20 protein-coding genes and 1 other annotated feature (1 of these 21 cut by a window edge) are annotated in these 26137 nt (G+C 48.6%); of the genes, 3 read left to right on the forward strand and 17 right to left on the reverse strand.

Going from position 1 to position 26137, the window contains the following annotated elements:
• Positions 1 to 107 (reverse strand) — a binding site (T-box leader); it reaches 132 nt to the left of the window's first position.
• Between the two features lie 128 nt (positions 108 to 235).
• The 3 genes from DW739_RS11340 to DW739_RS11350 form a co-directional block, all read right to left on the reverse strand.
• Complete coding sequence (locus DW739_RS11340) at positions 236 to 448, reverse strand: ferrous iron transport protein A (protein ID WP_022360163.1); 213 nt, start codon at positions 446 to 448, stop codon at positions 236 to 238.
• Between the two features lie 233 nt (positions 449 to 681).
• Entirely contained in the window at positions 682 to 1740 is a 1059-nt protein-coding gene (locus DW739_RS11345; protein ID WP_118472426.1) for an MBL fold metallo-hydrolase, read from the reverse strand.
• 30 nt (positions 1741 to 1770) lie between these two features.
• The gene (locus tag DW739_RS11350) at positions 1771 to 3126 is read right to left on the reverse strand and encodes an MATE family efflux transporter (protein WP_107001641.1); all 1356 of its coding nucleotides are present in this window, start codon (positions 3124 to 3126) and stop codon (positions 1771 to 1773) included.
• A 393-nt stretch (positions 3127 to 3519) separates the two neighbouring features.
• Here DW739_RS11350 and DW739_RS11355 point away from each other — a divergent pair, with 393 nt between their 5' ends.
• Entirely contained in the window at positions 3520 to 4839 is a 1320-nt protein-coding gene (locus tag DW739_RS11355; RefSeq protein ID WP_118743080.1) for an acetyl-CoA hydrolase/transferase C-terminal domain-containing protein, read from the forward strand.
• Positions 4840 to 4997: 158 nt separating this feature from the next.
• On the opposite strand, the gene DW739_RS11360 is transcribed toward DW739_RS11355, so the two are convergent.
• From DW739_RS11360 to DW739_RS11370, 3 genes are all read right to left on the reverse strand, one after another.
• The gene (locus DW739_RS11360; RefSeq protein ID WP_118743081.1) at positions 4998 to 5519 is read right to left on the reverse strand and encodes a hypothetical protein; all 522 of its coding nucleotides are present in this window, start codon (positions 5517 to 5519) and stop codon (positions 4998 to 5000) included.
• The gene (locus DW739_RS11365) at positions 5516 to 6643 is read right to left on the reverse strand and encodes a hypothetical protein (RefSeq protein WP_118743082.1); all 1128 of its coding nucleotides are present in this window, start codon (positions 6641 to 6643) and stop codon (positions 5516 to 5518) included. The genes DW739_RS11360 and DW739_RS11365 overlap by 4 nt, the downstream gene beginning before the upstream one ends.
• 380 nt (positions 6644 to 7023) lie before the next feature.
• On the reverse strand, positions 7024 to 9114 hold the full coding sequence (locus tag DW739_RS11370) for an elongation factor G (RefSeq protein ID WP_118467340.1): 2091 nt from the start codon (positions 9112 to 9114) through the stop codon (positions 7024 to 7026).
• A gap of 334 nt (positions 9115 to 9448) precedes the next feature.
• Between DW739_RS11370 and DW739_RS11375 the strand changes: the two genes are divergently transcribed.
• Complete coding sequence (locus DW739_RS11375; RefSeq protein WP_118472423.1) at positions 9449 to 10555, forward strand: prephenate dehydrogenase; 1107 nt, start codon at positions 9449 to 9451, stop codon at positions 10553 to 10555.
• Positions 10556 to 10621: 66 nt separating this feature from the next.
• Positions 10622 to 11899, forward strand: coding sequence for a 3-phosphoshikimate 1-carboxyvinyltransferase (gene aroA / locus DW739_RS11380; protein ID WP_118472496.1), 1278 nt, complete (start codon positions 10622 to 10624; stop codon positions 11897 to 11899).
• Positions 11900 to 11973: 74 nt separating this feature from the next.
• Here the strand turns inward: aroA and DW739_RS11385 are convergent, their stop codons facing one another.
• The 11 genes from DW739_RS11385 to DW739_RS11435 form a co-directional block, all read right to left on the reverse strand.
• Positions 11974 to 13434 (reverse strand): penicillin-binding transpeptidase domain-containing protein, encoded by a 1461-nt coding sequence (locus DW739_RS11385; protein WP_118472422.1) that lies wholly within the window; start codon positions 13432 to 13434, stop codon positions 11974 to 11976.
• Complete coding sequence (locus tag DW739_RS11390; RefSeq protein ID WP_117795001.1) at positions 13418 to 14758, reverse strand: FtsW/RodA/SpoVE family cell cycle protein; 1341 nt, start codon at positions 14756 to 14758, stop codon at positions 13418 to 13420. The genes DW739_RS11385 and DW739_RS11390 overlap by 17 nt, the downstream gene beginning before the upstream one ends.
• A gap of 47 nt (positions 14759 to 14805) precedes the next feature.
• Positions 14806 to 17190 (reverse strand): DUF3656 domain-containing protein, encoded by a 2385-nt coding sequence (locus tag DW739_RS11395; RefSeq protein ID WP_118743083.1) that lies wholly within the window; start codon positions 17188 to 17190, stop codon positions 14806 to 14808.
• 13 nt (positions 17191 to 17203) lie between these two features.
• A complete protein-coding gene (locus DW739_RS14950) occupies positions 17204 to 18424 on the reverse strand; it encodes a cell division protein ZapA (RefSeq protein ID WP_182427986.1) in 1221 nt (406 codons plus the stop codon).
• A gap of 88 nt (positions 18425 to 18512) precedes the next feature.
• Positions 18513 to 19535: a Holliday junction branch migration DNA helicase RuvB gene (gene ruvB / locus DW739_RS11405; protein ID WP_118743084.1), complete on the reverse strand. Its 1023-nt coding sequence runs from the start codon at positions 19533 to 19535 to the stop codon at positions 18513 to 18515.
• Positions 19536 to 19693: 158 nt separating this feature from the next.
• Positions 19694 to 20317, reverse strand: a complete 624-nt coding sequence (gene ruvA, locus DW739_RS11410) for a Holliday junction branch migration protein RuvA (RefSeq protein WP_118743085.1) — start codon at positions 20315 to 20317, stop codon at positions 19694 to 19696.
• A gap of 255 nt (positions 20318 to 20572) precedes the next feature.
• Complete coding sequence (locus DW739_RS11415) at positions 20573 to 22099, reverse strand: FGGY-family carbohydrate kinase (protein WP_118743086.1); 1527 nt, start codon at positions 22097 to 22099, stop codon at positions 20573 to 20575.
• A 3-nt stretch (positions 22100 to 22102) separates the two neighbouring features.
• Positions 22103 to 22924 (reverse strand): BtpA/SgcQ family protein, encoded by an 822-nt coding sequence (locus DW739_RS11420; protein ID WP_118743087.1) that lies wholly within the window; start codon positions 22922 to 22924, stop codon positions 22103 to 22105.
• A gap of 14 nt (positions 22925 to 22938) precedes the next feature.
• The gene (locus DW739_RS11425; protein WP_107001654.1) at positions 22939 to 23775 is read right to left on the reverse strand and encodes a sugar phosphate isomerase/epimerase family protein; all 837 of its coding nucleotides are present in this window, start codon (positions 23773 to 23775) and stop codon (positions 22939 to 22941) included.
• Positions 23776 to 23804: 29 nt separating this feature from the next.
• Positions 23805 to 24641, reverse strand: a complete 837-nt coding sequence (locus DW739_RS11430; RefSeq protein WP_022360182.1) for a sugar phosphate isomerase/epimerase family protein — start codon at positions 24639 to 24641, stop codon at positions 23805 to 23807.
• 108 nt (positions 24642 to 24749) lie between these two features.
• Entirely contained in the window at positions 24750 to 26117 is a 1368-nt protein-coding gene (locus DW739_RS11435; RefSeq protein WP_107001656.1) for a sodium:glutamate symporter, read from the reverse strand.
• Between the last annotated feature and the right edge of the window lie 20 nt (positions 26118 to 26137).

The raw sequence follows: 26137 nt of genomic DNA on the forward strand, positions 1-26137 counted from the left end.
ACAGGCTGCTCCCGGACCAGTTCGGCGGCTTCCTTCCGCTGCCTCACACCATCCGGCAGCTCTCTGTAGAAATTTCGCGGCTTACTACTTCCGTTCATTGCATTTGTGCTATCTGGTAGAATAGCATAAATGGGAAGAAATGTCAAGTAACGTGACCTTCTCAAACTTGCACGTGACAGATTCGACGTTCTTTCAATACATGACATTTTCGACAATCTTTCAATCACCGTCAAACCTACACCTGAATCCGCTCTGCCACTTCATCGCCCAGTGCCAGCCGAACCTTTCCATTTCCGATGATCAGACCATCCAGCACACGTCCAAGGACCCGGATACGGCTTCCTTCTTTGATTCCATAGCGCTCCAAAAAGTTCATCACATCCGCATTTCCAAACATCCACTTGATTTCACAGGACTCTCCCGCCTGCACCTTTGCCAACGACTGCATACAACGACCTCCTGACTGATATTCCGCTTTCTGTAACTGTTCAGTACCTTCACAGTCACGCGCAAAAATCCATTAAAAATTGCCTACGGCAATGGGATTTTTGTCTGCTGGTCCATGTTTTCGTACGGTCAGCGCAGTAAATGCGCAGACCTACTGAACAGTTACTGCTTTCTTTACTATTATTATATGCAGTCAGACTATTGTTAGTCAATAGTAATAATTGTTAGTTAATTCTAACAGTATTTAGCCGTTACCGTGAACCATCTCCACACTTCTCCGTCCATCTCCCGGCGGATTCTGCCGCGCAGGCGGAGGTAGTCCAGATGCGCCATGCACTCGCCCACCGCAAACCACTTCTGGGACGGTGGAAATTCTTCCCAGCTGGCGGCACGGATCTTCCAGCGCATCTTTCCAGCCGTCTCATATGCCGTCATACCCGGATGTTCGGCAAGCAGCGCCTCCGTCTCCGCCAGACGCCGCTCATGGTGTGCCAGCAGCGCCTCGATGCGCGCTGCATAATCGCCCGTCTTCCGGTGTCCCGGCAAGGCAAGGCGGACCGGATATTTTCTGGCGAGGCGCAGGCTATCGAGATAATCACCTAATGAATCCTCCGATTCCAGCCAGGAAGTAATATTCGGCGATATATCAAACAGGATATGATCGCCCGTGAACATGATGCCCTGTTTCTTTGCCCAGAACATCGCATTGCCCGGCGTATGCCCCGGCACGGAGATCATTTCCAGCGTGTAATCTCCTACCGTGTATTTCCAGCCTGCCTCAATCGGAACAAAACGGTCATCAACCTGATCCAGCTTATAGCGGACTGCCGGATTGAGCGCCTGCGTTTTCTTCATTTCATCCTCCGGAAATCCCCCGGCACGGAATTGCTCCGCCAGCCGAAGCGGACGCTCTGGTGTAAAACCGTCCTTTAAGATTGCCAGATCGGTTCCGCTGATATAGATGTGGCTGTCCGTCCCTGCCGCCTCCCTGGCAAGTCCTGTGTGATCCGAGTGCAGGTGTGTCAGAAGAATATCCAGCCGCTCCGGACTGCTGCCAAGTGCCCGAAGCCCGGCAAACAGCGCCTCCCGGCATTCCTCGCGCCGAAATCCGGTGTCAATCAGAAGGTCGCGCCCGTTTTCTTTCCCCTTGATCAGGTAACTGTTGAGTTCCCGCAAAGGATTCTGCGGCAATTCCACACCGATCCGCCAGATTCCATCTGCCACCTGTTCTACAAGGGCTTCCCCCTTCTCTATGTTCTTTGTGATTTCTTCTCTTTTATTTTCTTTAAGCATATTTTTCCTTATTGAATCTATTGAATCTTCTCAGCCTTCTGCTTTCTCTTCTCTATGATCCATCGTCCGGAACAGATGTGTGCAAATCAAAATCGCCACCACAATCGACAGATAATCCGCCGCCGGCTGTGCATAGATAACTCCATCCAGGCCAAACATCGCATTCAGCACGAAAATCAGCGGAATAAAAATCAGTCCCTGGCGGCAGATCGTAAGAATCAGCGACGGAAGCGCTTTTCCCATTCCCTGGATCGTATTGATGCAGAGGAATAAGATACCAAGGAGTGGCGCAGAAAGCTGGAGCGCAACCACCATCTGAATACCATACTGGACAACTTCCGCATCATTAATAAACATCTGAATCATTGTCTTTCTTGCGACAATCATAATCAATGTCAGAATCGTTCCCATAATAACCGATACAAGTCCTGTAAATTTGAATACCGACATCAGGCGTTTCTTGTTGCGCGCTCCATAATTATAACCGATCAGCGGCTGGATTCCCACGCAGAGACCAATCTGCAGCAGGACAACAAGCATATTGGATTTCATCGCAACCCCCATCGCCGCTACCGGTGTGTCACCGTAACCGACCAGCGCCTGGTTCAGGATAATATTGGCAAAGCTCATCAGGATGTTATTTAAGGATGCCGGAATACCGATCCCTGCCACGCCGGAAGCGATTCCATCTCCCATCTTAAAATCACGGAAATGAATCGACAGTGTCGATTTTCCCCGTAGATAATAAGCAATATAGTAAAGACAGGCCGCAATATTGCCGATGATCGTCGCAAGCGCTGCACCGGTCACTCCCCAGCCAAGCACCAGGATCATGATCGGATCCAAAATAATATTTACTACGGTACCTATCAGGTTTCCGACCATCGATTCTCTCGATGCGCCTTCTCCCCGCAGAATATTCGCAAATGCAGTTGAAAACATAATAAACGGCGCGCCGATTGCAATAATCGCCAGGTACTGTCTCGCAAAACCGATCGTATTTACACTGGCACCGATGAGATGCAGAATGGTTTCCATTCCAAGTACAGACAGGATAGCCACTATGACGCCCAGCCCCAGGGATCCATAGCAGCAGAATGAACTGATATGACATGCCCGATCTTTATGGCGTTCTCCCAGTGCTCTCGATATCGCTGAGCTGCCGCCGATACCGAACAGATGGCCTAATGCCATAAAAATCATAAAGACCGGCGTTGCCAGCGAAACTGCCGCCACCTGCAGCGGATCCTTCGTCTGACCGATGAAAAATGTATCCGCCATGTTATAGATAACAACCACCAGCATGGAAATCATGGTCGGAACCGCCATGGTTGCGACCGCCTTCGGTACGGGTGTTTTTTCAAATAAATCCGTATTTGTTTTCATTTGTCGTAACTCCTCTCTTTCTATATTTGTTGTATTCTTTACAGTCACATTCTCGCGCCGAGCGCGGTCGCTTGCGACATGTTTCTGCTTCGCGCAAGTGCACATCATTGGCACGTTAGTGCCTTTTTGTGTAATAGGGGATTCCAAGGAATTTCCTATTACATAAAAATACAGGCACTTCTGCCTGCTGTGTAAAAGATCAACTCTTATTTATAAACACTTAATTTTATCATAAACACCTATTTTGTCAACTATTTCCGTATTAAACTTATCTTAAAACCCAGCTTAAAAATTGTCTTTTGGAATTGTCTTTGGAAGTTGCAAAAAAGCGCTTTCTGGGATATGATGGAAACTAGAAAATTATGAATTTCATACCGATGGAGGATTTTTACTATGTCTAACAATTACGCAGGCAAATTTGTAAGTGCTGAGACCGCCGTCAAGGCCGTTCAACCGGGCGACTGGGTGGATTATGGCTTTGGTGCTGGATTTCCGGAGCTTCTCGACCGTGCGCTGGCAGCACGCAGGGATGAGCTGACCGATGTCAAGATCCGCGGCGGTTTAGTCATCCACCCGCGCATCGAGGTTGTCGAAAGCGACCCGGAGCAGAAAGCATTCAGCTACTACAGCTGGCACATCGGCGATTATGAGCGCAAGCTGCAGACCCGTGGGCTCTGCAAGTTTATGCCGATGATGCTGCGTTCCCTGCCGGAAATGTACCGCCACCACATTCGCGTGGATGTTGCCTTTGTACCGGTTTCCAGACCGGATGCGGACGGCTACTGCGGACTGGGTATTTCCAACTATGCATGGCGCACCATCTTTGAGAATGCGCGCACCGTCATCTTCGAGATCAATGAGCGCCTCCCGCGCTTACATGGCGTCGATGGTTCCCACCGTGTCCACCTCTCAGAGGCAGATTTCATCGTCGAGGGCGAGCATGAGCCGCTTCCGATCCGCACCTACCGCGATCCGAGCGCCGTTGATATTGAAATTGCCAAACGTGTCGTTGAGGAGATCCCGGACGGCGCTGTCCTTTCCCTGGGCGTCGGCGGCGTTCCGTTTACCGTTGCCAATATGCTGGCACAGTCCGACAAAACCGACCTCGGCTGCCACACCGGCACCATCAGCGATGCTTTTTTAGCCCTCTATAAGGCTGGCAAGCTGACCAACACGAAGAAGGAAATTGACAACGGTTATTCTACCTGGAACCTTGCCATGGGCTCTCAGGAATTATATGACTGGCTGGATAATGAGCCGCAGCTCTTCCATCCGGCTGACGTCGATTACGTCCACTCCCCGTACCGCATCGGTGAGATGAAAAATGTCATCAGTATCAACGGTGGTGTCGAGCTGGATCTGATGGGACAGGAAAATGCCGAGTCTGCCGGCACCCGACAGCTCTCCGGTATCGGCGGACAGATGGATTTCCTGGAGGGCGCATTCCGCTCCGAGGGAGGCAAGGGCTTTATCTGCCTTGCTTCCACCCACAAGAAAAAAGATGGCTCCTTAAAATCCAACATCGTACCGTTCATTCCGGGCGGCAGCACCGTATCTGCACCGCGTACTATGATTCAGTACGTGGCGACCGAATACGGTATCGCAAAACTGACCGGGCTTACCTTAAAAGAACGAGCGGATGCCATGATCGCCATCGCACACCCGGATTTCCGTGATGAGCTGCGCCGGTATGCGGAGGAGAATTTTAAATAAAAATTGGAAAGATACATCGGAACCGAAACATCAACATTCCATGTTATCTTTGATTATTTGAAAACCAGAATTTTCAACATAGAAAAGCCGTAACCTTATACTTTCGCTCATGAGTTTAATCCCATGGGCGAGTATATCTGGTTACGGCTTTTTATTTTTTATGCCTCTTTCTTCGCCCCTATAACAACCACAACCACCATAAACCGGCAGACCAGAATAATCATAGACGCAAAGAGCTGCCACAGCGCGATATGCAGAATCAGGCTGACTGCGTACCCACACAGTGCTGCTCCCATTACCATAGCATATCCACAGCACAGTTCGGAGTGATACGAATGTCTGGGCGAACCTGCGGTGTAGCTTTCCATCAGTCCATAGAGCACCACATATTCCAGCATACACGGAATCAGCGACCAGATGGTTCCGTCCGGATGCCTCCAGAACATGGACAGGAAGCTAGAAAAAGCAGTCACCAGCACAAGCGCCGCCCCTGCTGCCCGGTACACTCTCATCTCTTTTACATCCATCTGGAAAAATCCAGCCTGCCGCTCTTTCTGGAGTATCCCGATATATAAAATCAGGAACCCGATGCAGGGCGGCAGCAGCATCACATGGAACAGATTAATATGAATCGAAGCAAGAATCAGACCGGCTAAAATCTTATGATCTCCCGTTTTCACTTAAATGCCTCCTCTTTCAGCAGATATTTCCACACATCAATAAAGCGAAGCTCCCTTCTCTTCCTGTATTCATTTTCAAATGAAAGAACCTGCTCCCCGCCATCTTTGCCGATATATGAAAGCACTGCAACTCCTGAATGAAATACCTGCGGCGACTGGTCTTCCTCTTTGCCAATCCAATGGCTCTGGAACGTCAGCACATCACCCGTTTTTACTGTCAGCCGTTTCGGATCTTCCCCTTCTTTTTGGGCTGGGATAGGCTCTCCATTTAAGGTCATCGAAAAATTTTCCATCTCCCCGGCTGACGCAATGCAGCCTTTTACTTCGATGGTTCCATCTTTCTGAACGGTGTAAACCTGTGTGGCCGTTCCATCTGAATTGGCGCTGGAACTTGGATTTTCCAGGGCGCTCCCGCCCTCCGGATTTGCAATCAGTACCAGATTACCAATTTTTACGTCCGCTGTGTTTCCATCTGAATAGAGCACCTGCGCCCGCGTCAGGATTCTCCACTGACGGATCCCGTTATGCTGCGGATCTTCAATCGAAAGCGTAGCATCCAGGCGATGAAGCGCATACTGTCCCGCTGACTGGACTGTCTCCCGCATTTCCTGCATTTGAAGTTCAGGCAACTCTGAAAAACGAATTTCTCTCACACAGATCTCATCCGTCACATCCGTCAGATAGGCAAAATTTACCTGTGTATACCATACATCCGAAGTTTCATCTGTCTCATCCACACTTTCTTCCCCCAGTGCATACAAGGACACTGTATTCTCCAATCCCATATCCGCATTCAGGTCTTTCACACCTTCGTCTAAAACTCCAACTTTCACATCGGAATCGGTACTTTCTTCAAGCGCCTCACTTGACACAGATGAAACGATTCCATCCTCCGAAGTTTCTACTCCGTCCAGCCCACAGCCCAGATAAGCCGACTGGCTGTAGTGCAGAAACAGCGGTTCTTTCAGCCGGAACGTATACTGGGCGATCAGACCCGCCAGCAGACAAATAAGCGCCAGCACCAGCCAGATACGCACGATCATCCGCTCCGGGTGTTTCCGAACTGTTTTTGCCTGTTCTTTTACTTCCATGAGTTCCCCGCTTTTCTCATTTTTCTCTATCATAAAAAGGCCACCCACCTGTCTGTATAAGTTGTTCTCTTTGCAACATTATACCTTTTTACAGGTGGGTAGTCTTTTCTATTTTCTTACAATTTGTAGCCTTCTTTTTGAAAATTGCAAAAGAACGCAATTCGTAGCAATTTGGCATCCGCATTCACTGCCTTAACCTCTCGCCTGACCCATCGATAACATTCGCAGCGCTTTGTTCAATTCAAGCACAGCCTATAACCATATCGATCCGAAAGGTCTTCCAGAAAGAGAAAGCCGCCGCTGACAGCCTTGATGAATCAGTATCGATCCACTCAGCCGCCTGCGGCGGTTTTCTGCTTATTTATATAAGAATATCATATTTTTGACCGAAACGGTAAGCACTTCATCTGCCATTATTCAGCTTCTGCCGCTCTCGCCTCCACTTCTCTCTTCTGTACATCGCCCGGAGCCTGCTCGTAGCGGCTGAACTCATAGGAGAATTCACCGATACCGCCGGTCATGGAACGAAGATCGGTGTTATAACCAAACAGCTCGGACATCGGGATATCTGCCTCGATGATCTGTTTGCCGTGATGGTTGGAGTTCATACCGAGAACACGACCTCTTCTGCGGTTCAGATCGCCCATAACGTCGCCGGTAAATTTATCCGGAACGGTTACTTTCAGAGATGCGATCGGCTCAAGGAGAACTGGATTCGCTTCCATGAACGCTTTCTTGAATGCCAGCGTCGCTGCCATCTTGAATGCCATCTCGGAGGAGTCAACCGGATGATAGGAACCATCTAACAGGGTTGCTTTCACACCGACAACCGGATATCCAGCCAACGGACCCTTCTGTACGCATTCCTGAATACCTTTCTCAACTGCCGGGAAGTAGTTCTTTGGAACGGCACCGCCAAATACCTTCTCTTCAAATACATATGGTGTCTCCAGATCGCCGGACGGCTCGAAGGACATCTTAACATCGCCGTACTGTCCATGTCCACCGGACTGTTTCTTATATTTGCCCTGTGCTTCTACTTTCTTGCGAAGTGTCTCGCGGAATGCAAATTTCGGTTTGCTGAGCACAATGTCTACTTTATATCTTGCCTGCAACTTGCTGACAACAACTTCGAGCTGCTGCTCGCCGATGCCGTAAAGTAAGGTCTGACGGTTCTCGGTATCGCTGACGCTTCTGAGTGTCAGATCTTCGTCCATCATCTTCGCCAGTGCACTGGAGATCTTGTCCTCATCGCCTTTGGTCTTAGCTGCGTATGCCATGTAGGTATACGGGGTAGAAATCTTCGGTTTGTGGTATACAATCGGAGCCGTGCGGACTGCGATGGTATCGCCGGTCTGAGTAACGTTTAATTTGGCAACCGCGCCGATATCGCCCGCCTTTAATTCCGGAACCTCGATGACATCCTTGCCGCGGAGAACATATACTTTCTGAACTTTCTCTTCAGCATCTTTGTTTACATTGTAGATAACGGTATCTGGTTTTAAGGTACCGGTACAAATCTTCATCAGGGAGTATTTGCCGATGAACGGGTCAACCACAGTCTTGAAAACACGTGCCGATAGGGATACATCGTCATTATATTTAGCGGTAAAGCGCTCTGCGGTCGATACATCGACACCGACACACTCGAACTTGTCCGGTGACGGGAAGTATTTATCGATCGCCTGCAACAAATATGCGAAGCCCTGTGCATTGACACCGGAACCCATCATAACCGGAACGATGTTGCCCTCACTTACGTGCTCACGCAGCGCCTGTGCGATCTCTTCCTGTGTAAATTCTTCACCGGAGAAATAGCGCTCCATATATTCTTCACTCGTCTCTGCCACTGCCTCGATCAGCGCATCACGGATGATGCCGAGGTTCTTCTTGGTGTACTCCGGAATCTCGCATTTCTCATATTCGCTTAAATGGGTGAAACGGCGGCCTTCCATCTTTACCGCATTGACAAAGCCGACAAATTTTTCATTTTCACGGATCGGCACCTGGAACGGCGCGATCTTACGGCCAAACTGTTTCTCCAGTTTTAAGATCAGCTCACGGAAGCTTGCCTGATCGTCATCCATGTTGGTAACGAAGAACAGGCGCGGCAGGTTGTACTCTTCACAGAGTTCCCATGCCTTCTCGGTTCCGACTTCGATGCCAGCCTTGCAGTTTACAACGATGATTGCTGCATCTGCTACACTGATAGCTTCCTCTACTTCTCCCACAAAATCAAAATAGCCAGGGGTATCTAACAGGTTAATCTTGATCGGTCCATCTTCTCCCTGATACTCCAACGGAATCAGCGTGGTGGAGATAGAGAACTGTCTCTTGATTTCTTCTTTATCATAATCGCTGATGGTGGTTCCTTCCGGAACTTTTCCCATTCTCTTGGTAGTACCTGTTACCAGTGCCAGCGCCTCTGCTACCGTTGTCTTGCCGGCACCGCCGTGCCCCAGTAACACTACATTGCGGATTTGTTTTGTCCCATACACGTTCATAGTTAAGTCCTCCCGTCTATTTATTTTGATGTTTTTTTCTTGTATTTTAACCTCTGTTCATATTGTACAAGAAAATAGAGAAAATTTCAAGCAAAACAACACCTTTATACAAAATTTATTCGTTTTATTTTGAAAAGCATTGAAAATGCGACAATTTCCCTGTTCAAAGGCGGTGAAATCAATCGCATTTTCGCAAATTTAGTAATAAACAGATGTAAAAAAATTCTTTTTCACTTCAACGCGTAAAATCGTTGACAAGTGACTTGTTCTATTCTACAATAATTTCTAGTTTCATTTTTTTACTATACTACTTATGAAAGAGAGCGTAATTGCTATGAATACACCGATTAATCATCTTACCGCCGGTTTCATCGGACTCGGTCTGATCGGCGGCTCTATCGCCAGAGGTTTGAAACGCAGCGCCCCGGATATTCAGATCATGGCTTATATGCGGACCCGCGAAAAATTGGAACAGGCACATGCAGACGGCATTGTTGACCTGATTCTGGACGGCGTGGACGAGCATTTAAGCGAGTGCGACATCATTTTCCTGTGCACACCAGTTGAATTTAATGAATCCTATCTGCGCCAGATCCGCCCGTTCTTAAAGGAAAGCGCGGTTGTGACTGACGTCGGAAGCACCAAGACCAGCATTCATGAGACCGTTGCCGCGCTTGGCATGGAAAGCTGCTTCGTCGGCGGACACCCGATGGCTGGCTCGGAAAAGACCGGCTACGAGAGTTCAACCGACCATTTGCTGGAAAATGCATACTATATCATTACCCCGACACCGCACACCCCAGCTTCCCACACTGACCGTATGGTGAATGTGGCAAAGGCGATCGGTGCGCTGCCCCTGGTGCTGGATTACCATCGTCATGATTTCATTGTCGCGGCGATCAGCCATCTGCCGCACCTCATCGCCTCCAGCCTGGTCAACCTGGTACACGACTGCGACAGCGAGGATCAGATGATGAAACGGCTGGCTGCCGGAGGTTTCAAGGATATCACCCGTATTGCCTCCTCTTCTCCGGTCATGTGGGAACAGATCTGCATGACGAACACAGGCAATATCACTGAGGTGCTGGATCGCTACATTGATTCCCTGACGACATTGCGGGAAGAACTGTCCGACCACCAGTCTAGAGCCATCTACCAGCTGTTTGAGTCCTCCCGCGACTACCGGAATTCGTTTGCAGAAATTCCAAAAGGATCGATACAGCCGGAATATGCCTTCTCCGCCGACGTGGTGGACGAGCCAGGTGCTATCTCCATCATTTCCTCGATCCTCTCCGGTAAAGGAATCAGTATCAAAAATATCGGCATCAGCCACAACCGTGAGCATGGCGAGGGCGCGCTGCGGATCAGCTTCTACGACAAGGCTTCGATGGAAGCGGCGTGGGCGCGTTTGAAGAAATACAATTACACGCTGTTCGCGTAGACTGCAATGTATGTTTCAAACTTAACTTTCAACATTAATGTTTAGGCAGGTACAACTATGAACTCAATGAAATTTACCCATACATCTTCTCTCCGGGGCGAACTGACCGTTCCGGGAGACAAGTCCATCTCCCACCGCAGCGTCATGTTCGGCGCTCTTGCGGACGGACTGACCGAAATCCACGGCTTCCTGCAGGGCGCAGACTGTCTCTCCACGATCTCCTGTTTTTCCAAAATGGGAATCTCGATCGAAAATCAGGGCGAGACCGTTCTCGTCCACGGACGTGGGCTGCACGGGCTGACTGCCCCAGACTCCGTTTTAGACTGCGGCAACAGCGGAACCACAACGCGCCTGATCTCCGGCATTCTCTCGGCCCAGAAATTTGACACAACACTGACCGGCGACGCTTCCATCCAGAAACGTCCGATGAAGCGCATCATCGATCCTCTCTCCCAGATGGGCGCAAAGATCGAGAGTGTCAATGGAAATGGCTGCGCGCCGCTCCATATCACCGGCTCACCGCTGCACGGCATCCATTATAATTCTCCGGTTGCCTCCGCCCAGGTCAAATCCTCGATTCTGCTGGCAGGTCTGTATGCCGACGGAGAAACCCGTGTGACCGAACCGTACATTTCCCGCGATCACAGTGAACGGATGCTGTCCGCATTCGGCGCAGACATCCACACAGAAGGAACCACCGCGATTTTACAGCCGGCAAAACAGCTCTATGGACAGAAAATTCTGGTTCCGGGCGATATCTCCTCCGCTGCCTTTTTTATCGCAGCCGGACTCATCGTACCGGATTCAGAAATCTTAATTAAAAATGTCGGTATCAACCCGACCCGCGACGGCATCCTGCGCGTCTGCAAGGCGATGAACGCGGACGTCGAACTTCTCAATGTAAACACCGCCTCCGGCGAACCGACCGCCGACCTGCTCGTCCGCTCCGGTAAGCTGACTGGAACCGCGATCGAGGGTGCGATCATCCCGACTCTCATCGACGAGCTTCCGGTGATCGCTGCGATGGCGTGCTATGCCGAGGGAACCACCGTCATACGCGATGCCGCGGAACTGAAGATAAAAGAGTCAAACCGCATTGCTGTCATGGTAGAGAATTTAACTGCTATGGGCGCGGATGTGACCGAGACCGAGGATGGCATGATCATCCACGGCGGCAAGCCGCTGCACGGTGCTGTGATCGACAGCAAGAAGGATCACCGCATCGCCATGACCTTCGCCGTTGCCGCACTCGGCGCTTCCGGCGAGACCGAAATTCTGGATGCAGACTGCGTGAACATCTCCTATCCGGGATTCTATGGGGATCTGGAACGGTTGTGTAAATAAAATGTGACTATGCATATTTGAGACAAAAAGGGCAGGAAAAGCTTCAAATCGCTTTCCTGCCCTTTTCTTTTGTCCTACTGCCCATATTTCGCAAAATACCGATCCAGCACCTGTCTTGCGATCGGCGCAGCGACCGCACCGCCGGAACCGGACTCTTCTGCCAGCACGCAGATCGCCACCTTCGGCTTGTCTGCCGGAGCGAAACCGACAAACCAGGAATGTGTCTCCTTACCTGTCTCAAACTCGGCGGAACCGGTTTTTCCGGCCACCGTATAGGATGTCCCCCGCATCGCGGAACCCGTACCAATCTCGACCACCTGGCTCATGAGATGCGTCAGAAACTGTGCGTCATTCGCAGACATCAGGGTTCCATAGGCGGACGGAAGGAACTTCTTGACCGTCTGACCACCCACATTTTCAACATGATCGATCATATATGGCTTCATCAGCGTGCCGCCGTTGGCGATCGCCGATACAATCATCAGGTTATGCAGCGGCGTAATCTGGGTTTTTCCCTGTCCGATCGCGGTCTGAAGCTTTTCCCAGTCATCCGAACTGCCGTCGAGCGAAAATGTGCTCTGGTTGTACGGAAGTGTGTACGGAAGCTCCGAATTAAAGAGCATCTGATTTGCCAGCGCCCGGAATTTTTCTGAATTAATCTGCATTCCAATCTCCGCAAACGCACCGTTGCAGGAATTGGCAAATGCCTGAATCAGGTTCTGCGCCCCGTGTGCCGTCCCGTGGTAACATTTAATCGTATAATCGCCATTCTGGTAAGAGCCATTACAATTATACACATAGTCCTGCCAGGTATTCGGGTTCTCTTTCATATATTCCAGCACCGTCAGCATCTTGAACGTCGATCCCGGCGGATATAAGCCCTGCGTCGCGCGGTTGACTAACTGCGCCTTCGTATTGTCCGGCGATATCAACTCTGCCCAGCGCTCATCGACGAGATTCGCATTGAAATTCGGCTGGGAAACCATCGTTAAAATCTTTCCCGTATCCGGTTCCATGACGATCACCGCACCCCGGTGTTTTCCGATCGCGTCGGATGCCGTCTGCTGCAGATCCACATCGAGCGTCGTAATCACATTGTCGCCCAGATTTTTCTTCCCCTGAAATTCATTGATCGTTTTCTCAATCAGATTCACATGGGAGGAAAGCAGGTAGAAATTCGCCAGCGACTCCAGACCTGTTTTTCCATTTTTGCCAGAATATCCGACCGAATGGACAAACAGATAATCATACGGATAATAGCGTTTCTCGCTTCCGTCACTTGCAACGTTCGTCTGCGCCAGCACCGTTTTATCATTGCTCATAATCGAACCGCGGGTCACCCGGTCTGAGAGGAGATCGAGTCTCGCATTATAAGAGCTGCCGATCACATTTTCACTCTTAAACTGGATAAACCAGCCAAAATAAACGGCCATCGCGATAAAGAGCGCCGCAATCCCATAGGTCAGCCACAGAATATGACGGTTTGAACGCGCTCTCGCATTTTCAGTTCTTTCCATTTCATCCTTCTGCCTCATCAAACTGCTGCTCCTCCTCTTCTTCCTCATTCCGTTTCAGGACATATAGTCCCTGTATCACGCCAAACAGGATAAATGTGCTGAGAATCGAACTGCCTCCGTAGCTGACAAGTGGCAGCGTCACACCGGTGGACGGGATAAACTTGGTCACGCCGCCGATCGTCAGGAACACCTGCACCACATACTCAATTCCCAGACCAAACGCGATCAGCTTGTAAAATAATGCCTGCATCCGGGTCGCAATCAGCATGAACTGCATGAAGCAGCCCAGACAGATCAGGAGAATACAGAGCGCATAGATGCCGCCCAACTCCTCCGAGATCGCCGCAAAAATGAAGTCCTTCTCGACAACCGGTATCTTCTTCGGCATCCCCTGGTAAAGTCCCATGCCAAACCAGCCGCCTGTGCCGATCGCAAAGAGCGCCTGCGTAACCTGATATCCTTTTCCTGCGATGTCACTCCACGGATCCTGCCATGCTTCCACGCGGACACGCACATGCGAAAACAGCTTATACGCCAGCATCGCAGCCGCACAGCCGCTTCCAAGACCGCCTGCCAGATACAGCCAGTTGGAGGTTGCAATAAACAGCATCAGGACATAGGCGAGGAAAAAAATCAGCGCACTTCCCAGATCCTTGGATAACACCAGAATCAACACGTGCGCCGCCGCCACGCCGGTCGTGATCGCCACATTTTTAAACTCCGTTGAGCGGTAAAACATCGTCGCCACGAAGAATACAAAGCTGATCTTAACAAACTCGGACGGCTGGAACGAAAACCCGCCGATACTGATCGAAAGCTGCGCGCCGAAGCTGGTATTGCCGATCACACAGACAACCAGCAGCAGCGCCAGACCTATCAGGCCGTACACCCACGGTATCTTAGCGAGCTGCCAGGTTCTATCTATCACATATGGTATAATCATTGTGATAACCGCCGCAACTGCCATGATGATAAACTGGCGGACCGCCTTGTCCATCGAGATGCGCGTCAGCATGATAAAACTGGTGCACAGAAGCATACACGTGTTGTTCAGCAACAGTCTCGACGCATTCCGGTAAAACAGCCGGTATAAGAGCTGGTACAGGACAAAAAAGACAAGCTGCGCGCCGAAAAACAGCACAACTGCCTCATCCTCGGTTTGTAGATAAATGATCGTACCCGACAGAAGAAATATCAAAAACAGCGGTACATTCTGCAGACGACAGAGCCGGAGTTTCGACTCGTCATCCGGCAGTGAAAAAAAGCGGAAATTATAATATGTATAAATCAGTATCAGCAATATCATCAGATACCTGGACATCGTTGTCACAAGATTTATCATGGTGATCCTCCTTTTCATGTGTACCCGGAAGATTCCCGGTACACACGCTACTCTACGCCCCTCTTAAAATGACCTCTTGTAAATTCGCCCTCCAGCTCCACCGGTTCCTGATGGAGGAAGGTCTTCACGTAGGCATCCAGCAGTTCCCCGGTCTGTGCCGCACTCTCCGACGTAAATGCCAGACGCAGCACCTCCGGCTGCAGGCGGTCTATCTGCTTTTTATCCTTCAAAAGCGACAGGGGGCTGGAATTGTAGATCGTATTGCAGCAGAAACGGCACTGGTTCCTTACCGGAAATACCTTCTTTTTGCGATCCCGCAGATACAGATATTCCGGACATTTACTGCATCCTTCCACTGTTTTCCGGATGCACTGGGCGGTTACCATGACCGGGATCGAACCATATACGAGAAGTTCCCGTTCCCGGCTGTCGCGCGCCTCCAACTCCCGGCTGTTGAGCTCGACCGGAAGGGTAAAACGCATTGAAAGCTCCGGCGCCATCTCCCGCACAAAATCCTCCGCCCGGTGATTCATCGTATAAATACCATAATCCATCACAAGCGGGATGGAAATCTTCCACTCGCGCACCAGTTCCAGCTCTTCCCATGCCCGGATGACAAGACCGTCAAATCCCGCCGATTCCAGCCTGGAACGATGTGTTTCAAAATATTCCTTTGCCCGATCGCGGAAAATATGCGGCATTACCAAAAGGCACTGCTTGTCTGCCTCATGGCAGCGCGATACCCATTCGTTCCACTGTTCGGCGCCAAATTCAGCACTATCCAGATAGATCGCACCGACTTCCGGTACGGATAACGCCACTTTTAACTGTGCCGGGTGTTCGACCGAAACATGGATGTGGTACAGAGCTGTTTTATTCCCTTTTTTATTCTCAAACAGCATTTTCTGGCTCTGTACAGGTAAACCTGCTGTGAGTTCAACGTCCTGAGCCGGGCTGGTTTTTTCTGATTCCGAACCTGTCTGGTTATTTTCTTCCAGATTCTTTTCTTCCGGATTTTGCCACCCTTTTCCTGTCCCGCACGCCCTATTTTCCGGTATCTCCCGGCGGTATGGACGCAGTATCTCCTCGGTCAGCTGCTCAAACGCAGAGCGGCGGAGTTCATTTAACTCCTGCACCGGCACAAAGGGGCTGCCGCCTGTCTCCACTTCCAGATTTTCAAAATAATACGGCGTATTTCCCGTTTTTCCGAGCTGTTTCTCAATCCGTTCCTTGCTCATCGGCTGTTTCACTGCCGTCTGGACAACTGCTCCGATTCCGCCTGCCATCCGGCTTTCTCCCGTCAGCGGATCTTCGTATTGAAGCGTCAGCTGCAGCGGTTCGCCTTCACAGACACGCGCAACCCCCTGAACCGGTTCTTTCACCTCTGCTTCCACATACGTTTTGTCCAGATACTGGTAAAGTTCCCGGTTTTCCTGGCGGAATGCCGGTTTCTCATGGCAGACCACCATATCGCGTCCATTGTGCTCGGTATAATAGCCTAACGTCTGACCACCGCGGTCAAACAGATCCAGCAGCTCCTTCCGGTCTTTCGGGTCAACCCGGTAACCTCTTCTGCCATTCTTTAAATATAAATCTACATATTTCCGGTACAGGCGCACCACGCCTGCCGTATAGCGCGGACTCTTCATGCGCCCCTCGATTTTCAAGGAATAAACGCCTGCTTCCAGAATATCCGGCAAAATATCCAGCGTACAAAGATCCTTGAGACTGAGCACATACTTGGAATCGCCCGGATTTAACACGCCATTTTCTTTCTTTTGTTTTTTGTTTTCATTCGGGTTGTTCTCATCCAGCCGCCGAAGGACATCAAACGGAAGCCGGCAGGTCTGAGCGCATCGTCCCCGGTTGCCGCTTCTGCCGCCGATCAGGCTGCTGAACAGGCATTGTCCCGAATAACAGTAACAGAGAGCCCCGTGAACAAAGCTCTCTATCTCCACGCCCGTCTCCTGATAAATGCGGCGTATCTCTTCCAATGAAAGTTCACGCGCTGTGACGATGCGGACCGCGCCCATTCTCGTCATAAGCGCCGCGCCCTCCGGTCCGGTAATCGTCATCTGTGTGCTCGCATGAACCGGCAAATCTGGAAAATGCTCCCGGATATAAGAAAATACCCCCATGTCCTGCACGATCACGGCATCCAGTCCCGCCTGGTAATACGGAAGCAGATAGTCGTATAAGTCATCCATCTCGTCTTCCTTTACCAGCGTATTGACCGTCATATAAAGCTGGCGCCCATGAAGATGCACGTAGTTGATCGCTTCCAGCATTCCCATTTCATCCGGATTTTCCGCATATGCCCTGGCTCCGAAACGGCTGCCGCCCATATAGACTGCGTCCGCCCCCGCAGCAACCGCTGCTTTCATGCTATCGAAGGAACCCGCCGGTGCCAGAATTTCCACCTTTTTTTTCATATCATTTCACCCATTATAACCGCAGAATTGCATCTTTCAGTTCCACCGTTCCCTGTCTCTTGGGAAATGGCTTCCGCTTCATATATGCCTCCACCTGTGCCTGACGGACAGCTGCCAGTTCCTCACGTGCTGCCCCTGCCTCCTGGAGGCTCTCTTCCAGATCTTTCTTTATCGTCTGTTTTTCCTGCTCCAGCTGGCTCAGCTGCTCTTTTACACTTTGTTTTTCCTGTTCCGTCTGCATCAGACGTGCTTTCAGCTGCGATTTTTCCGTCTGCACAGCTGTCGCCGCCTGTCTTGCTTCTTCAAGCTGTTGTTTGAGAATCTCCAGCTTGTCCTGCAAAGAAGCGATTTCACTCTGGGATGACTCGACCGCCAGACGCTGATCTTCTGCCTCCTGTTTCCAAACCTCTGCTTCTCCACGGAAATCGTTTGCTTCCTTCTTTGCATCCGCAATCTGTTCCAATGCCTCTTTCTTTGCAGCTTCTGCCTGCTCCCGGGCTGTCTGCTCCGCCCTGGCAGCGCGATCCTGTGCTGCTTTTTCCGCGGATTCCACGCGATCCTGTACCTCTCTCTTCGCACGTTCAATCTGCTCCTGCGCTTCTTTTCTTGCAGACTCAACCTGTTCCTGTGCTGTTTTCTTCACAGCCTCGATCTGCCCCTGCGCTTCTTTTCTTGCAGACTCAACCTGTTCCTGTGCTGTTTTCTTCACAGCCTCGATCTGCCCCTGCGCTTCTTTTCTTGCAGACTCAACCTGTTCCTGTGCTGTTTTCTTCACAGCCTCGATCTGCTCCTGCGCTTCTTTTTTCACACGCTCGATCTGTACCTGTACCTCATTTTTAGCAGCTTCCGCCTGCTCAGCTGCCTCTTTTGCCGCCTTCTTTGCCGTCTCCAGTTCTTCCTCGCTGACGGTGCGCTCATTGCGGAGACTCTCGAGTTTCATCTGGGTGCTGACCATCTCATGTTTCAGACGGTATGTCTCTTTTTCCATGCTCTCTTTGTCAGATGCAAGTGCCTTCGCACTCTCTTTTTCTTTAAAATAATCATCCGCCAGATTCAGATAAGTCATAATACTCTGGTAGTCTTCCGGCATTTTTAAAAATCCCGGCTGCGCCTTGAGCTGGAAAATCTTCCCATTCAGATACGTGGCAATCTGCTGTACATATCCTTCCGTCTCACTGCCGCCCAGGCTATACACTTTTCCATCAATTAATACATCTATATACTGTTTTGCCATCGCATTCTCTTCTTTCTATCTATAATAAATATGGTTCGACGTTGTCACGTCACCCACACAGAAATACCACCTTCAAATCAATCAAATATCAAATCTCAGAAATACCGTTTTTTGCTTGATTCCAGGCATACCCGAGATGCCGATACGCTGCTTCGGTCGCCATCCGCCCACGCGGAGTCCGGTTGAGCAGACCGTTCATCAGAAGATACGGTTCATACACATCTTCCAGTGTCCCAGCATCCTCGCCCAGCGCTGCCGCCAGCGTCTCCAGTCCGACCGGACCGCCGGAAAACTTGTCGATAATCATATGTAAGATCGTACGGTCGTTGTTGTCAAGTCCCAGCTTGTCCACATCAAGGATATCCAGTGCAAAATCCGCGACTTCTTTCGTAATCACGCCGTTGTACTTGACCTGTGCAAAGTCCCTCACACGTTTTAACAGGCGGTTTGCCAGACGCGGTGTTCCTCTCGAACGTCTCGCAATCTCATAGGCGCCCGTCTTATCAATCTCCACATTCAGAACTCCCGCCGTCCGCAGGACAATCGTCTGCAGCTCTTCAGGCGTATAAAAATCCATCTTCTGCACGATGCCGAAGCGGTCGCGCAGCGGCGCCGTCAGAAGCCCCGCGCGTGTCGTCGCGCCTACCAGCGTAAATTTCGGCAGATCCAGACGAATCGAGCGCGCCGTCGAATCTTTTCCCAACATGATATCGATCGCATAGTCCTCCATCGCCGGATAAAGCACCTCTTCCACCTGGCGGTTTAAGCGGTGAATCTCATCCACAAAGAGGACGTCTCCCTCCTGGAGCCCGTTGAGAATCGCCGCAATCTCCCCTGGTTTCTCGATTGCCGGACCGGAAGTAACCTTCATACGGGTTCCCATCTCATTGGCGATAATGCCGCTGAGTGTCGTCTTTCCCAATCCCGGCGGTCCATAGAAAAGAACATGGTCAAGCGCCTCGCCGCGGGATTTCGCCGCATGGATAAATACCTTTAACGTCGATTTGATCCGCTCCTGACCGATATATTCGTCTAAGGTCTGCGGGCGGAGACTTCCCTCAATCCGCTTATCCTCCTCCGTCACCTCGGTTGTAATCGTCCTTCTGCTCATACTTGTTTCCTGTCTTTCCTGTTTTTCTCTCTCATTCAATTAAGCCATGACAGTTCCATTTTCTCATATCTGCCACACATTCCAAATTTTCATCTGACGCACAAGCACCACTATTTTTTATGATCCTGCAATTTCGAATGTCCGACACATAGGTTGTTTTACAAAAACGCCAGATATTTCAGCGATGCCTTCAATACCGCCTCGGAATCCATCTCTTCCGTCACATTGGCGCTCTTGACCGCCTTCACCGCCTCGGCATTCGTATATCCCAGCGCCACCAGCGCCTCCACGGCTTCCTTCGCCGCATTGCCTGAAAGCCCGTTTCCCGTAGCCGGCGAAACCGCCGCACTGCCATCTAACAGCGGTGTCAGCAGATCCTCTGCCTGTACTTTATCCTTCAAATCGAGAATGATCCGCTGTGCCGTCTTTGCCCCAACGCCCGGTGCACGGGAGATCGCCTTCGCATCCCCAGTCATAACCGCAAGACGCAGATCCTCCGGACGCAGCGCCGACAAGATGCCAAGTGCCCCCTTCGGACCAATGCCGTTGACCCCCAGAAGCTGGCGGAACATCTCCAGATCCGAACGGCTTAAAAAGCCGTACAGGCTCATATCATCCTCCCGCACCTGCAGGTGCGTATATATCTTTACCTCTTCCCCGAGCGGCGGTAAAACTTCCAGCACCGACATCGGGACAAAAATCCCGATCCCCATCATGCCGGACTCGACCACGATACGGTCCTTTGCTTTCTCCGCCAGGATGCCTTTTACATACGAAATCACGGTAAATTCCTTTCTTTTCTCACTGGTTCAAGATCTGGTTCAAACAAAAAAAGAACGCTTCAAAATGCCTCCAAATCTTCTTTTCAGTATACCATAGCACAGTTTTCATTGCAAGGAAAGTGCGGAATTTCGAACATATATTCTGCCCGGTTGATTGAATTTCATTTTTACACATTATCGGGAACCTATAAATGAAAAAGCTTTTCAATTGTAATATCAATGATTACAGTCAAAAAGCCTTTCCATATCTTTTATTTACTTGTTATGCTTAGATAAACTATGTAATATTTCCTGATTACACCTATATAATTCATCAAATAGCTTTCTAAATGGCTTGTATAACTCATGCCTCTCTAAATCCGGCTTATAAATACATTTCTTTTGGATTACTTGGCGCAAATCTGAAAAACCTTGGTAGAATCCGACTCCAATCGCTGCCATCAGTGCATCTCCATAAGCTGCCCCTATGTCTTCCTTTGGTGTTTCCAACGATACCCCTGCTATATCCGCCACCATCTGCATCCAAACTGCGTTTTTCGTTCCTCCCCCCGCCGCTGCAATCCGGTTTACAGGCAAACCATTTTCACGGAATATGTCAATATGCTGTGCAACTGAATACCCAATTCCTTCCAGTGCCGAGCGATACAAATGTCTTTTTGTATGGCTCAATGAAAGTCCCACAATCATTCCTCTTGCGTCTGGATCATTCAGCGGTGTCCTTTCTCCCGCAAAGTAGGGTAAAGTTATCAAACCATCCGATCCGGGTGCAATCTCAGAAATTCCTTTCATCATTTCTTCATATGCATTCAATCCTGCTGTTTTTTCCTTTTCCAAGCATTCAGAAAATAACTGTTCCAAATACCATTTTTGAAGTGTGCCTCCATTATTAGTTCCTGCTGCTACACTATAAGTTTCTGGAATTAAAAATGGATTTCCGCGCACTCGCTCATCCTGAATCAGCCGATCTGCACAACAATAGAAAAATAAGGACGATCCAAACTGTACCATCAGATCGCCTGGTGCAAGTACTCCTACACTGATTGCCTCAGCTGCTGAATCTCCAGTTCCAGTAATAACTGGCGTTCCTTCTTTGAGTCCTGTCTCCTTAGCTGCCTGCTTTGTTACCGTTCCACAAATATGGGTAACCGGCATTCCTTCTGCCAACTGCTCCGGCATACAAATCGGTTTACACATTTCTTTATGGATGCCCCCATCCGGATAATACAGCGGACGAAATGAAGCCATCCCCAAAAATGTATCTATTACATATTTTCCAGTTAGTTTAAATGTTAGATAAGAAGAACCTGTCAAAAACTTGTGTGTGCGTCTATATACCTCTGGTTCATGATTTTTTATCCATAAAATTTTAGCAGATACATCTCCACTGCAAATTGGACGTCCAAATAGTTTTTTTACTTTTTCTGTGCCATAATACTGTGAGAGGTACTCCATCTCTTCCACGCAACGTGCATCAATACCATATAAAATTGCTTTTCGTAAAGGATGGCCGTCCTTATCAACCGGAAGGCAATCTGCTCCCAATGTGCTTCCCCCTACACAAGCAATTTTTTCCGGTTCTACACCACTCTGCTTTAAGAGAATTTTTGACAAAATGCAAAAATCATTCCACCATACCTTATCCGCGTCCTGCTCATAATAACCAGGTTCTGGATTTTCCATTCCGTGATGAGTAACTGCCCGACTTACCACCTTTCCAGACTCATCTGTTAGAACTCCTTTACTTGAATATGTACCAACATCAATTCCTAAAAAATAATGCAACGTCTATACGCCTTCTTTCATTGTACAGCGATATGCCTTAACCACATCCATAAACTCCATGACTCTCTGTTTTTCAACAAAGTTCTCAAATTTACCATCTTTCTTAAAAGCAGTCCCTACACAAGCGCCATCACATTCATTAAGTTTTTCAACCACATTTTCCTTCGTACACCCTGTATTACAGAAAACAGGAACAAATCCAGAAACTGCCTTGACCCTGCGTACCAAACTTGAATCCGTTTCCTGACCAGCACTACTTCCAGAAACACACAGACCATCTGGAAAGCAATGAAAAATCATGGATTTTGTTATTTTTTCCAGACTTCTCTCTGCTAGATATACATCCGACTCTGGATTTACCTTATATAGCAATTTCATTTTATCTAGTCCAAGTGCTTTTTTTCTACGCAAGACTTCTGGAATATTCGTATCTGTAATTCCATTTTCACCTATATAGGCACCCGTAAATGTACTTCTTACAAAATCTGCCTCGACTGCTGCTGCCAAATCGATCGTCGCCAATGGATTAGAAACAATATTGACACCAAATGGAACTTTTATCTCTTTTTTTAATTCTCCCACAATCCGTCCCATCGCTGCCACAGTTACGTAGGAAACCTTTTTTTCATACGGAAGGCTGAATTCATTGGCAATCAAAATTCCATCTACTCCTCCCTCCTGGAGCGCCTGAAGCTCTCTGGCTGCATTTTTAATTACCTCTCCCATCGTTGCATCTTTTTCATACAGAGGATCCCCCGGCAGCGCCCGCAAATGCAACAGTGCAATGATCGGTTTTTTTACATGAAATAATTCATCTGTCCACATATTCTTTCTCTCCTCTATTCCATGTACATTCTCAAATTCTGCACATTTCTTTTGTCATAACGAAATGGATCCAGGTAATACGCCGGTGCTGTCAGTTCCTGCGTAAAATATCCCTCATATCCATTTTTTACCATGTCCTCTAAATCTTTTCTTAAGTTTCTCTTCCCTTCACCCCAGATGTAATGCCCATAGGGATCACAATCCTGAAAATGTGAATGTACAATGTTTTCCTTTCCAAAAACATCAAACCACTGCTGAATCGTTTCACCAGAAACCGACATTGCTGTCAAATCAATCATAACTTTAAAGCGCGGATGATCGACTAAATCAAATAACTGTTTCATTTGCCGCAAACTATACCCAATTCTTGATTCCTGCGGCCGTAAAGACTCTGCCACAATTGTCACGCCATTTTCCTCTGCGACCTCACAAAGTCTCTGATGCATCTCAGCTGCCCGTTTCAATCCATCCTCCTCCGCTTCATCCCAGTAACCCCATCCGGAATTTGCTTCTATCTTCTCTGCCCCCAGCGCAGCCCCCAGACGTATCCCATTTGCAAAAAATCCAAATGTTTTTTCTCTCAGTTCTGGTTCTTTTACACCAAATTGGTAACCAAACCGGCAATTCTGTGGTGTAAATACCGGACACTTCAAACCGTGTTCCTGTAATTTTTTACGGACTGGCTCTGGATCCTGATATTCCTTTGGATCCAGCCAAAGTCCTTGATGTCCTCCCAGCAATTCTACATTTTTGATTCCCAGTTCCTGCATACAATCCAGGAAATAATCCAACGTATATTGGCAATAATGAAGATTCAATACCGAAAGTTTATCAAAATCAACTATTTTCATTTTCGCTTCCTCCTCATACAATTACTCCATTAATCCATTATAAACGGTTCCAATTCACGCATATTCTGCCGATCGGCTGCAGCCGGATCCTCCAGGTAGCGTGCATCATTCAGTGCCAGGCTTAGCAATCCTTTATATTTGTACTGATCCAGACAAATCAATTGATCCTCTAACGGTCTCAAACCATCTCCCCATGCAAGGCATCCCTGCGGACGTCCATCCACAAAACGGATATGGTATATTTTGTCTCCAAATGCTTCAAACCAGTCTTTCATCGACTCTCCTGCCACTCCAGCACTCGTCAAATTCAGGGCAGCCTGTATCTGCGGCTCATTAACCGACTCCAAAAGTTTTTTTAGTTCTGGAAGCATATTAATAACCGTTGCGTCTTCTGGCCGTACTGTTTCCACTGCAAGAATAACCCCCTCTTCCGCAGCAGTTTTTGAAAGCCGACGCAAGGTTTGAACCGCACGTTCAAAAATACGTCTCGGATCTTCATTTCTTGCACCGCCGCAGCAATTGAGTACCATCACTTTCGCACCAGCTTCTGCCGCTGCACGGATTCCATTTTCAAAATATCCGATTGAATGCTTTCTTGCCGTCTCGTCATGACAGCAAAGTGCATAATTATAAATCGTACACTCCGGTGAAAAAGCTCCGATTGTCAATCCATAATCTGCTGCATTCTTTTTTAATTCAGCCGCATCCTCAAACCCATAATCATCTAGCAGGAAATGCGGTCTTGCACACCAAAACTCTATATTTTTTATTCCGAGAGCCTGCTGCGTTTTAAAGAAATAATCCAAAGTTCTGTATTTATAGTGCATATTCATTCCTGCAATCTGTTCCCGCCTTATCTTTATCATCCAGTTGTTCCTCCTCTCTATACACAAAGGCACTGCAAAAAACTTCGCTCTATCAGATTTCACAGTGCCCGCTTATTTATAGATTATATTTACATCTTTTGTCTTTCCCTAAGACTCACTTTCATCCCATGCTTTACCTGGATGTTTATGCCACCATTTGAATACAACCGGGACAATGCAAAGCGCTGCCAGGTAAATCAAAATTGGTGTTACAGCTGCAATCCAGTTTCCCTGAACACAGGCAACCGGAACTGCCGCTAATGCAAAAATTTCAATAATTGACTCAATCGGTGTTACAATTGCTGCATCATCCAGTGTACAGCTCTTGTTCTCCGGATCTACAATTCTTAAAAGCGCCATGCCGATTGCTGTTACACCGGTCGAGTAACCATATACATAGATGCCTCTCTCAAACCACTCCTGTTTTAAGAGTCTCGGCGCAATCACTGTAAAGTGGAATACAACCCAGACAATTCCAAATAACATCAGCAGGCCAAACGGAACTGCGTACTCAATAACAACCGGAATCTTAATTGATGCCACACCGAAAAATACAAGGAAATCAGTTGCACAGCTTCCCATACGGGAAATGATGCGGTTATCTACATATTTATCGGCTTTTATTCCTTTTAATACAAAATGAAATACAATTGCTACCAGGAAGCCGACAGAGAAGCTCGGAACGCCAAGTCCGGTTGCTCCCTGAATTACATTTGTTAAAAGATATCCAATACCGGTTGGAATCAGAATCAGAAGAAGATGCCATGCCAGCGGATCAATTGCCATCGGTGAAACGGTTTCTTCGCCTAATACCGGGCGTTTTCCTTCTTCAATGAGTCCCGTGCGCATATCGTTAGGAAGCTGGCTGAAATCTTTTACAAACTTGGTATAGTTTCTTTTTGTTCCAAGTTTGATCAAAATAATTCCACCAAAAATACCGGTTAAAATACCCACCGTTGCACTTGTCATCGCCAGATCCGTTGCATCTTCCCATCCAAGTGTGCCGAGTGTCGCGCCAAGTGCTGCTGCTGTACCATGACCTCCCTGAAAGCCTGCAGGAATCAACATTCCAAATGCCGGATTTAAATCAGGAGCAACTATTTTCAGGACTACCATTGCAAAAATAATCGGCATTGCATACTGAAACGCCCAGCCAATATTGCGGAAGCAGTAGTAGCTGCCAATCCGATCAAAATTTGTTTTCCAGCCACCAGCTGAAAAATTAAAGCCCCTCAGCCCAATTGATACAAATACTGCAATAATCAGCAGACCTGCATAAGAACCAAACTGTGAAGAAAAACTGATAATTCCAAAACCATTCTGTCCTAACGCAAGCCCGATAAATCCAGCCAGCAGACTGACCGGAACAAACAGGCTCTGCAGAATCTTGATTTTTTCCCTCAGCATTTTCGCCACAAACAGGAAAATACCTGCCCACATGAAATCCACCAACATGGAATACGCATTAAACTCCATCTTTTGTCCTCCTCATTTCT

This window comes from Clostridium sp. AM28-20LB (genome assembly GCF_003480665.1).
In the GTDB taxonomy this organism is placed as follows: domain Bacteria; phylum Bacillota; class Clostridia; order Lachnospirales; family Lachnospiraceae; genus Otoolea; species Otoolea fessa.

Bases quoted from the DNA above. Each gene is read 5' to 3' on its own strand.
- DW739_RS11340 (WP_022360163.1), bottom strand. From the start codon at position 448: ATGCAGTCGTTGGCAAAGGTGCAGGCGGGAGAGTCCTGTGAAATCAAG.
- DW739_RS11345 (WP_118472426.1), bottom strand. From the start codon at position 1,740: ATGCTTAAAGAAAATAAAAGAGAAGAAATCACAAAGAACATAGAGAAG.
- DW739_RS11350 (WP_107001641.1), bottom strand. From the start codon at position 3,126: ATGAAAACAAATACGGATTTATTTGAAAAAACACCCGTACCGAAGGCG.
- DW739_RS11355 (WP_118743080.1), top strand. From the start codon at position 3,520: ATGTCTAACAATTACGCAGGCAAATTTGTAAGTGCTGAGACCGCCGTC.
- DW739_RS11365 (WP_118743082.1), bottom strand. From the start codon at position 6,643: ATGATAGAGAAAAATGAGAAAAGCGGGGAACTCATGGAAGTAAAAGAA.
- DW739_RS11370 (WP_118467340.1), bottom strand. From the start codon at position 9,114: ATGAACGTGTATGGGACAAAACAAATCCGCAATGTAGTGTTACTGGGG.
- DW739_RS11375 (WP_118472423.1), top strand. From the start codon at position 9,449: ATGAATACACCGATTAATCATCTTACCGCCGGTTTCATCGGACTCGGT.
- aroA (WP_118472496.1), top strand. From the start codon at position 10,622: ATGAAATTTACCCATACATCTTCTCTCCGGGGCGAACTGACCGTTCCG.
- DW739_RS11385 (WP_118472422.1), bottom strand. From the start codon at position 13,434: ATGAGGCAGAAGGATGAAATGGAAAGAACTGAAAATGCGAGAGCGCGT.
- DW739_RS11390 (WP_117795001.1), bottom strand. From the start codon at position 14,758: ATGATAAATCTTGTGACAACGATGTCCAGGTATCTGATGATATTGCTG.
- DW739_RS11395 (WP_118743083.1), bottom strand. From the start codon at position 17,190: ATGAAAAAAAAGGTGGAAATTCTGGCACCGGCGGGTTCCTTCGATAGC.
- DW739_RS14950 (WP_182427986.1), bottom strand. From the start codon at position 18,424: ATGGCAAAACAGTATATAGATGTATTAATTGATGGAAAAGTGTATAGC.
- ruvB (WP_118743084.1), bottom strand. From the start codon at position 19,535: ATGAGCAGAAGGACGATTACAACCGAGGTGACGGAGGAGGATAAGCGG.
- DW739_RS11420 (WP_118743087.1), bottom strand. From the start codon at position 22,924: ATGTGGACAGATGAATTATTTCATGTAAAAAAACCGATCATTGCACTG.
- DW739_RS11425 (WP_107001654.1), bottom strand. From the start codon at position 23,775: ATGAAAATAGTTGATTTTGATAAACTTTCGGTATTGAATCTTCATTAT.
- DW739_RS11430 (WP_022360182.1), bottom strand. From the start codon at position 24,641: ATGATAAAGATAAGGCGGGAACAGATTGCAGGAATGAATATGCACTAT.
- DW739_RS11435 (WP_107001656.1), bottom strand. From the start codon at position 26,117: ATGGAGTTTAATGCGTATTCCATGTTGGTGGATTTCATGTGGGCAGGT.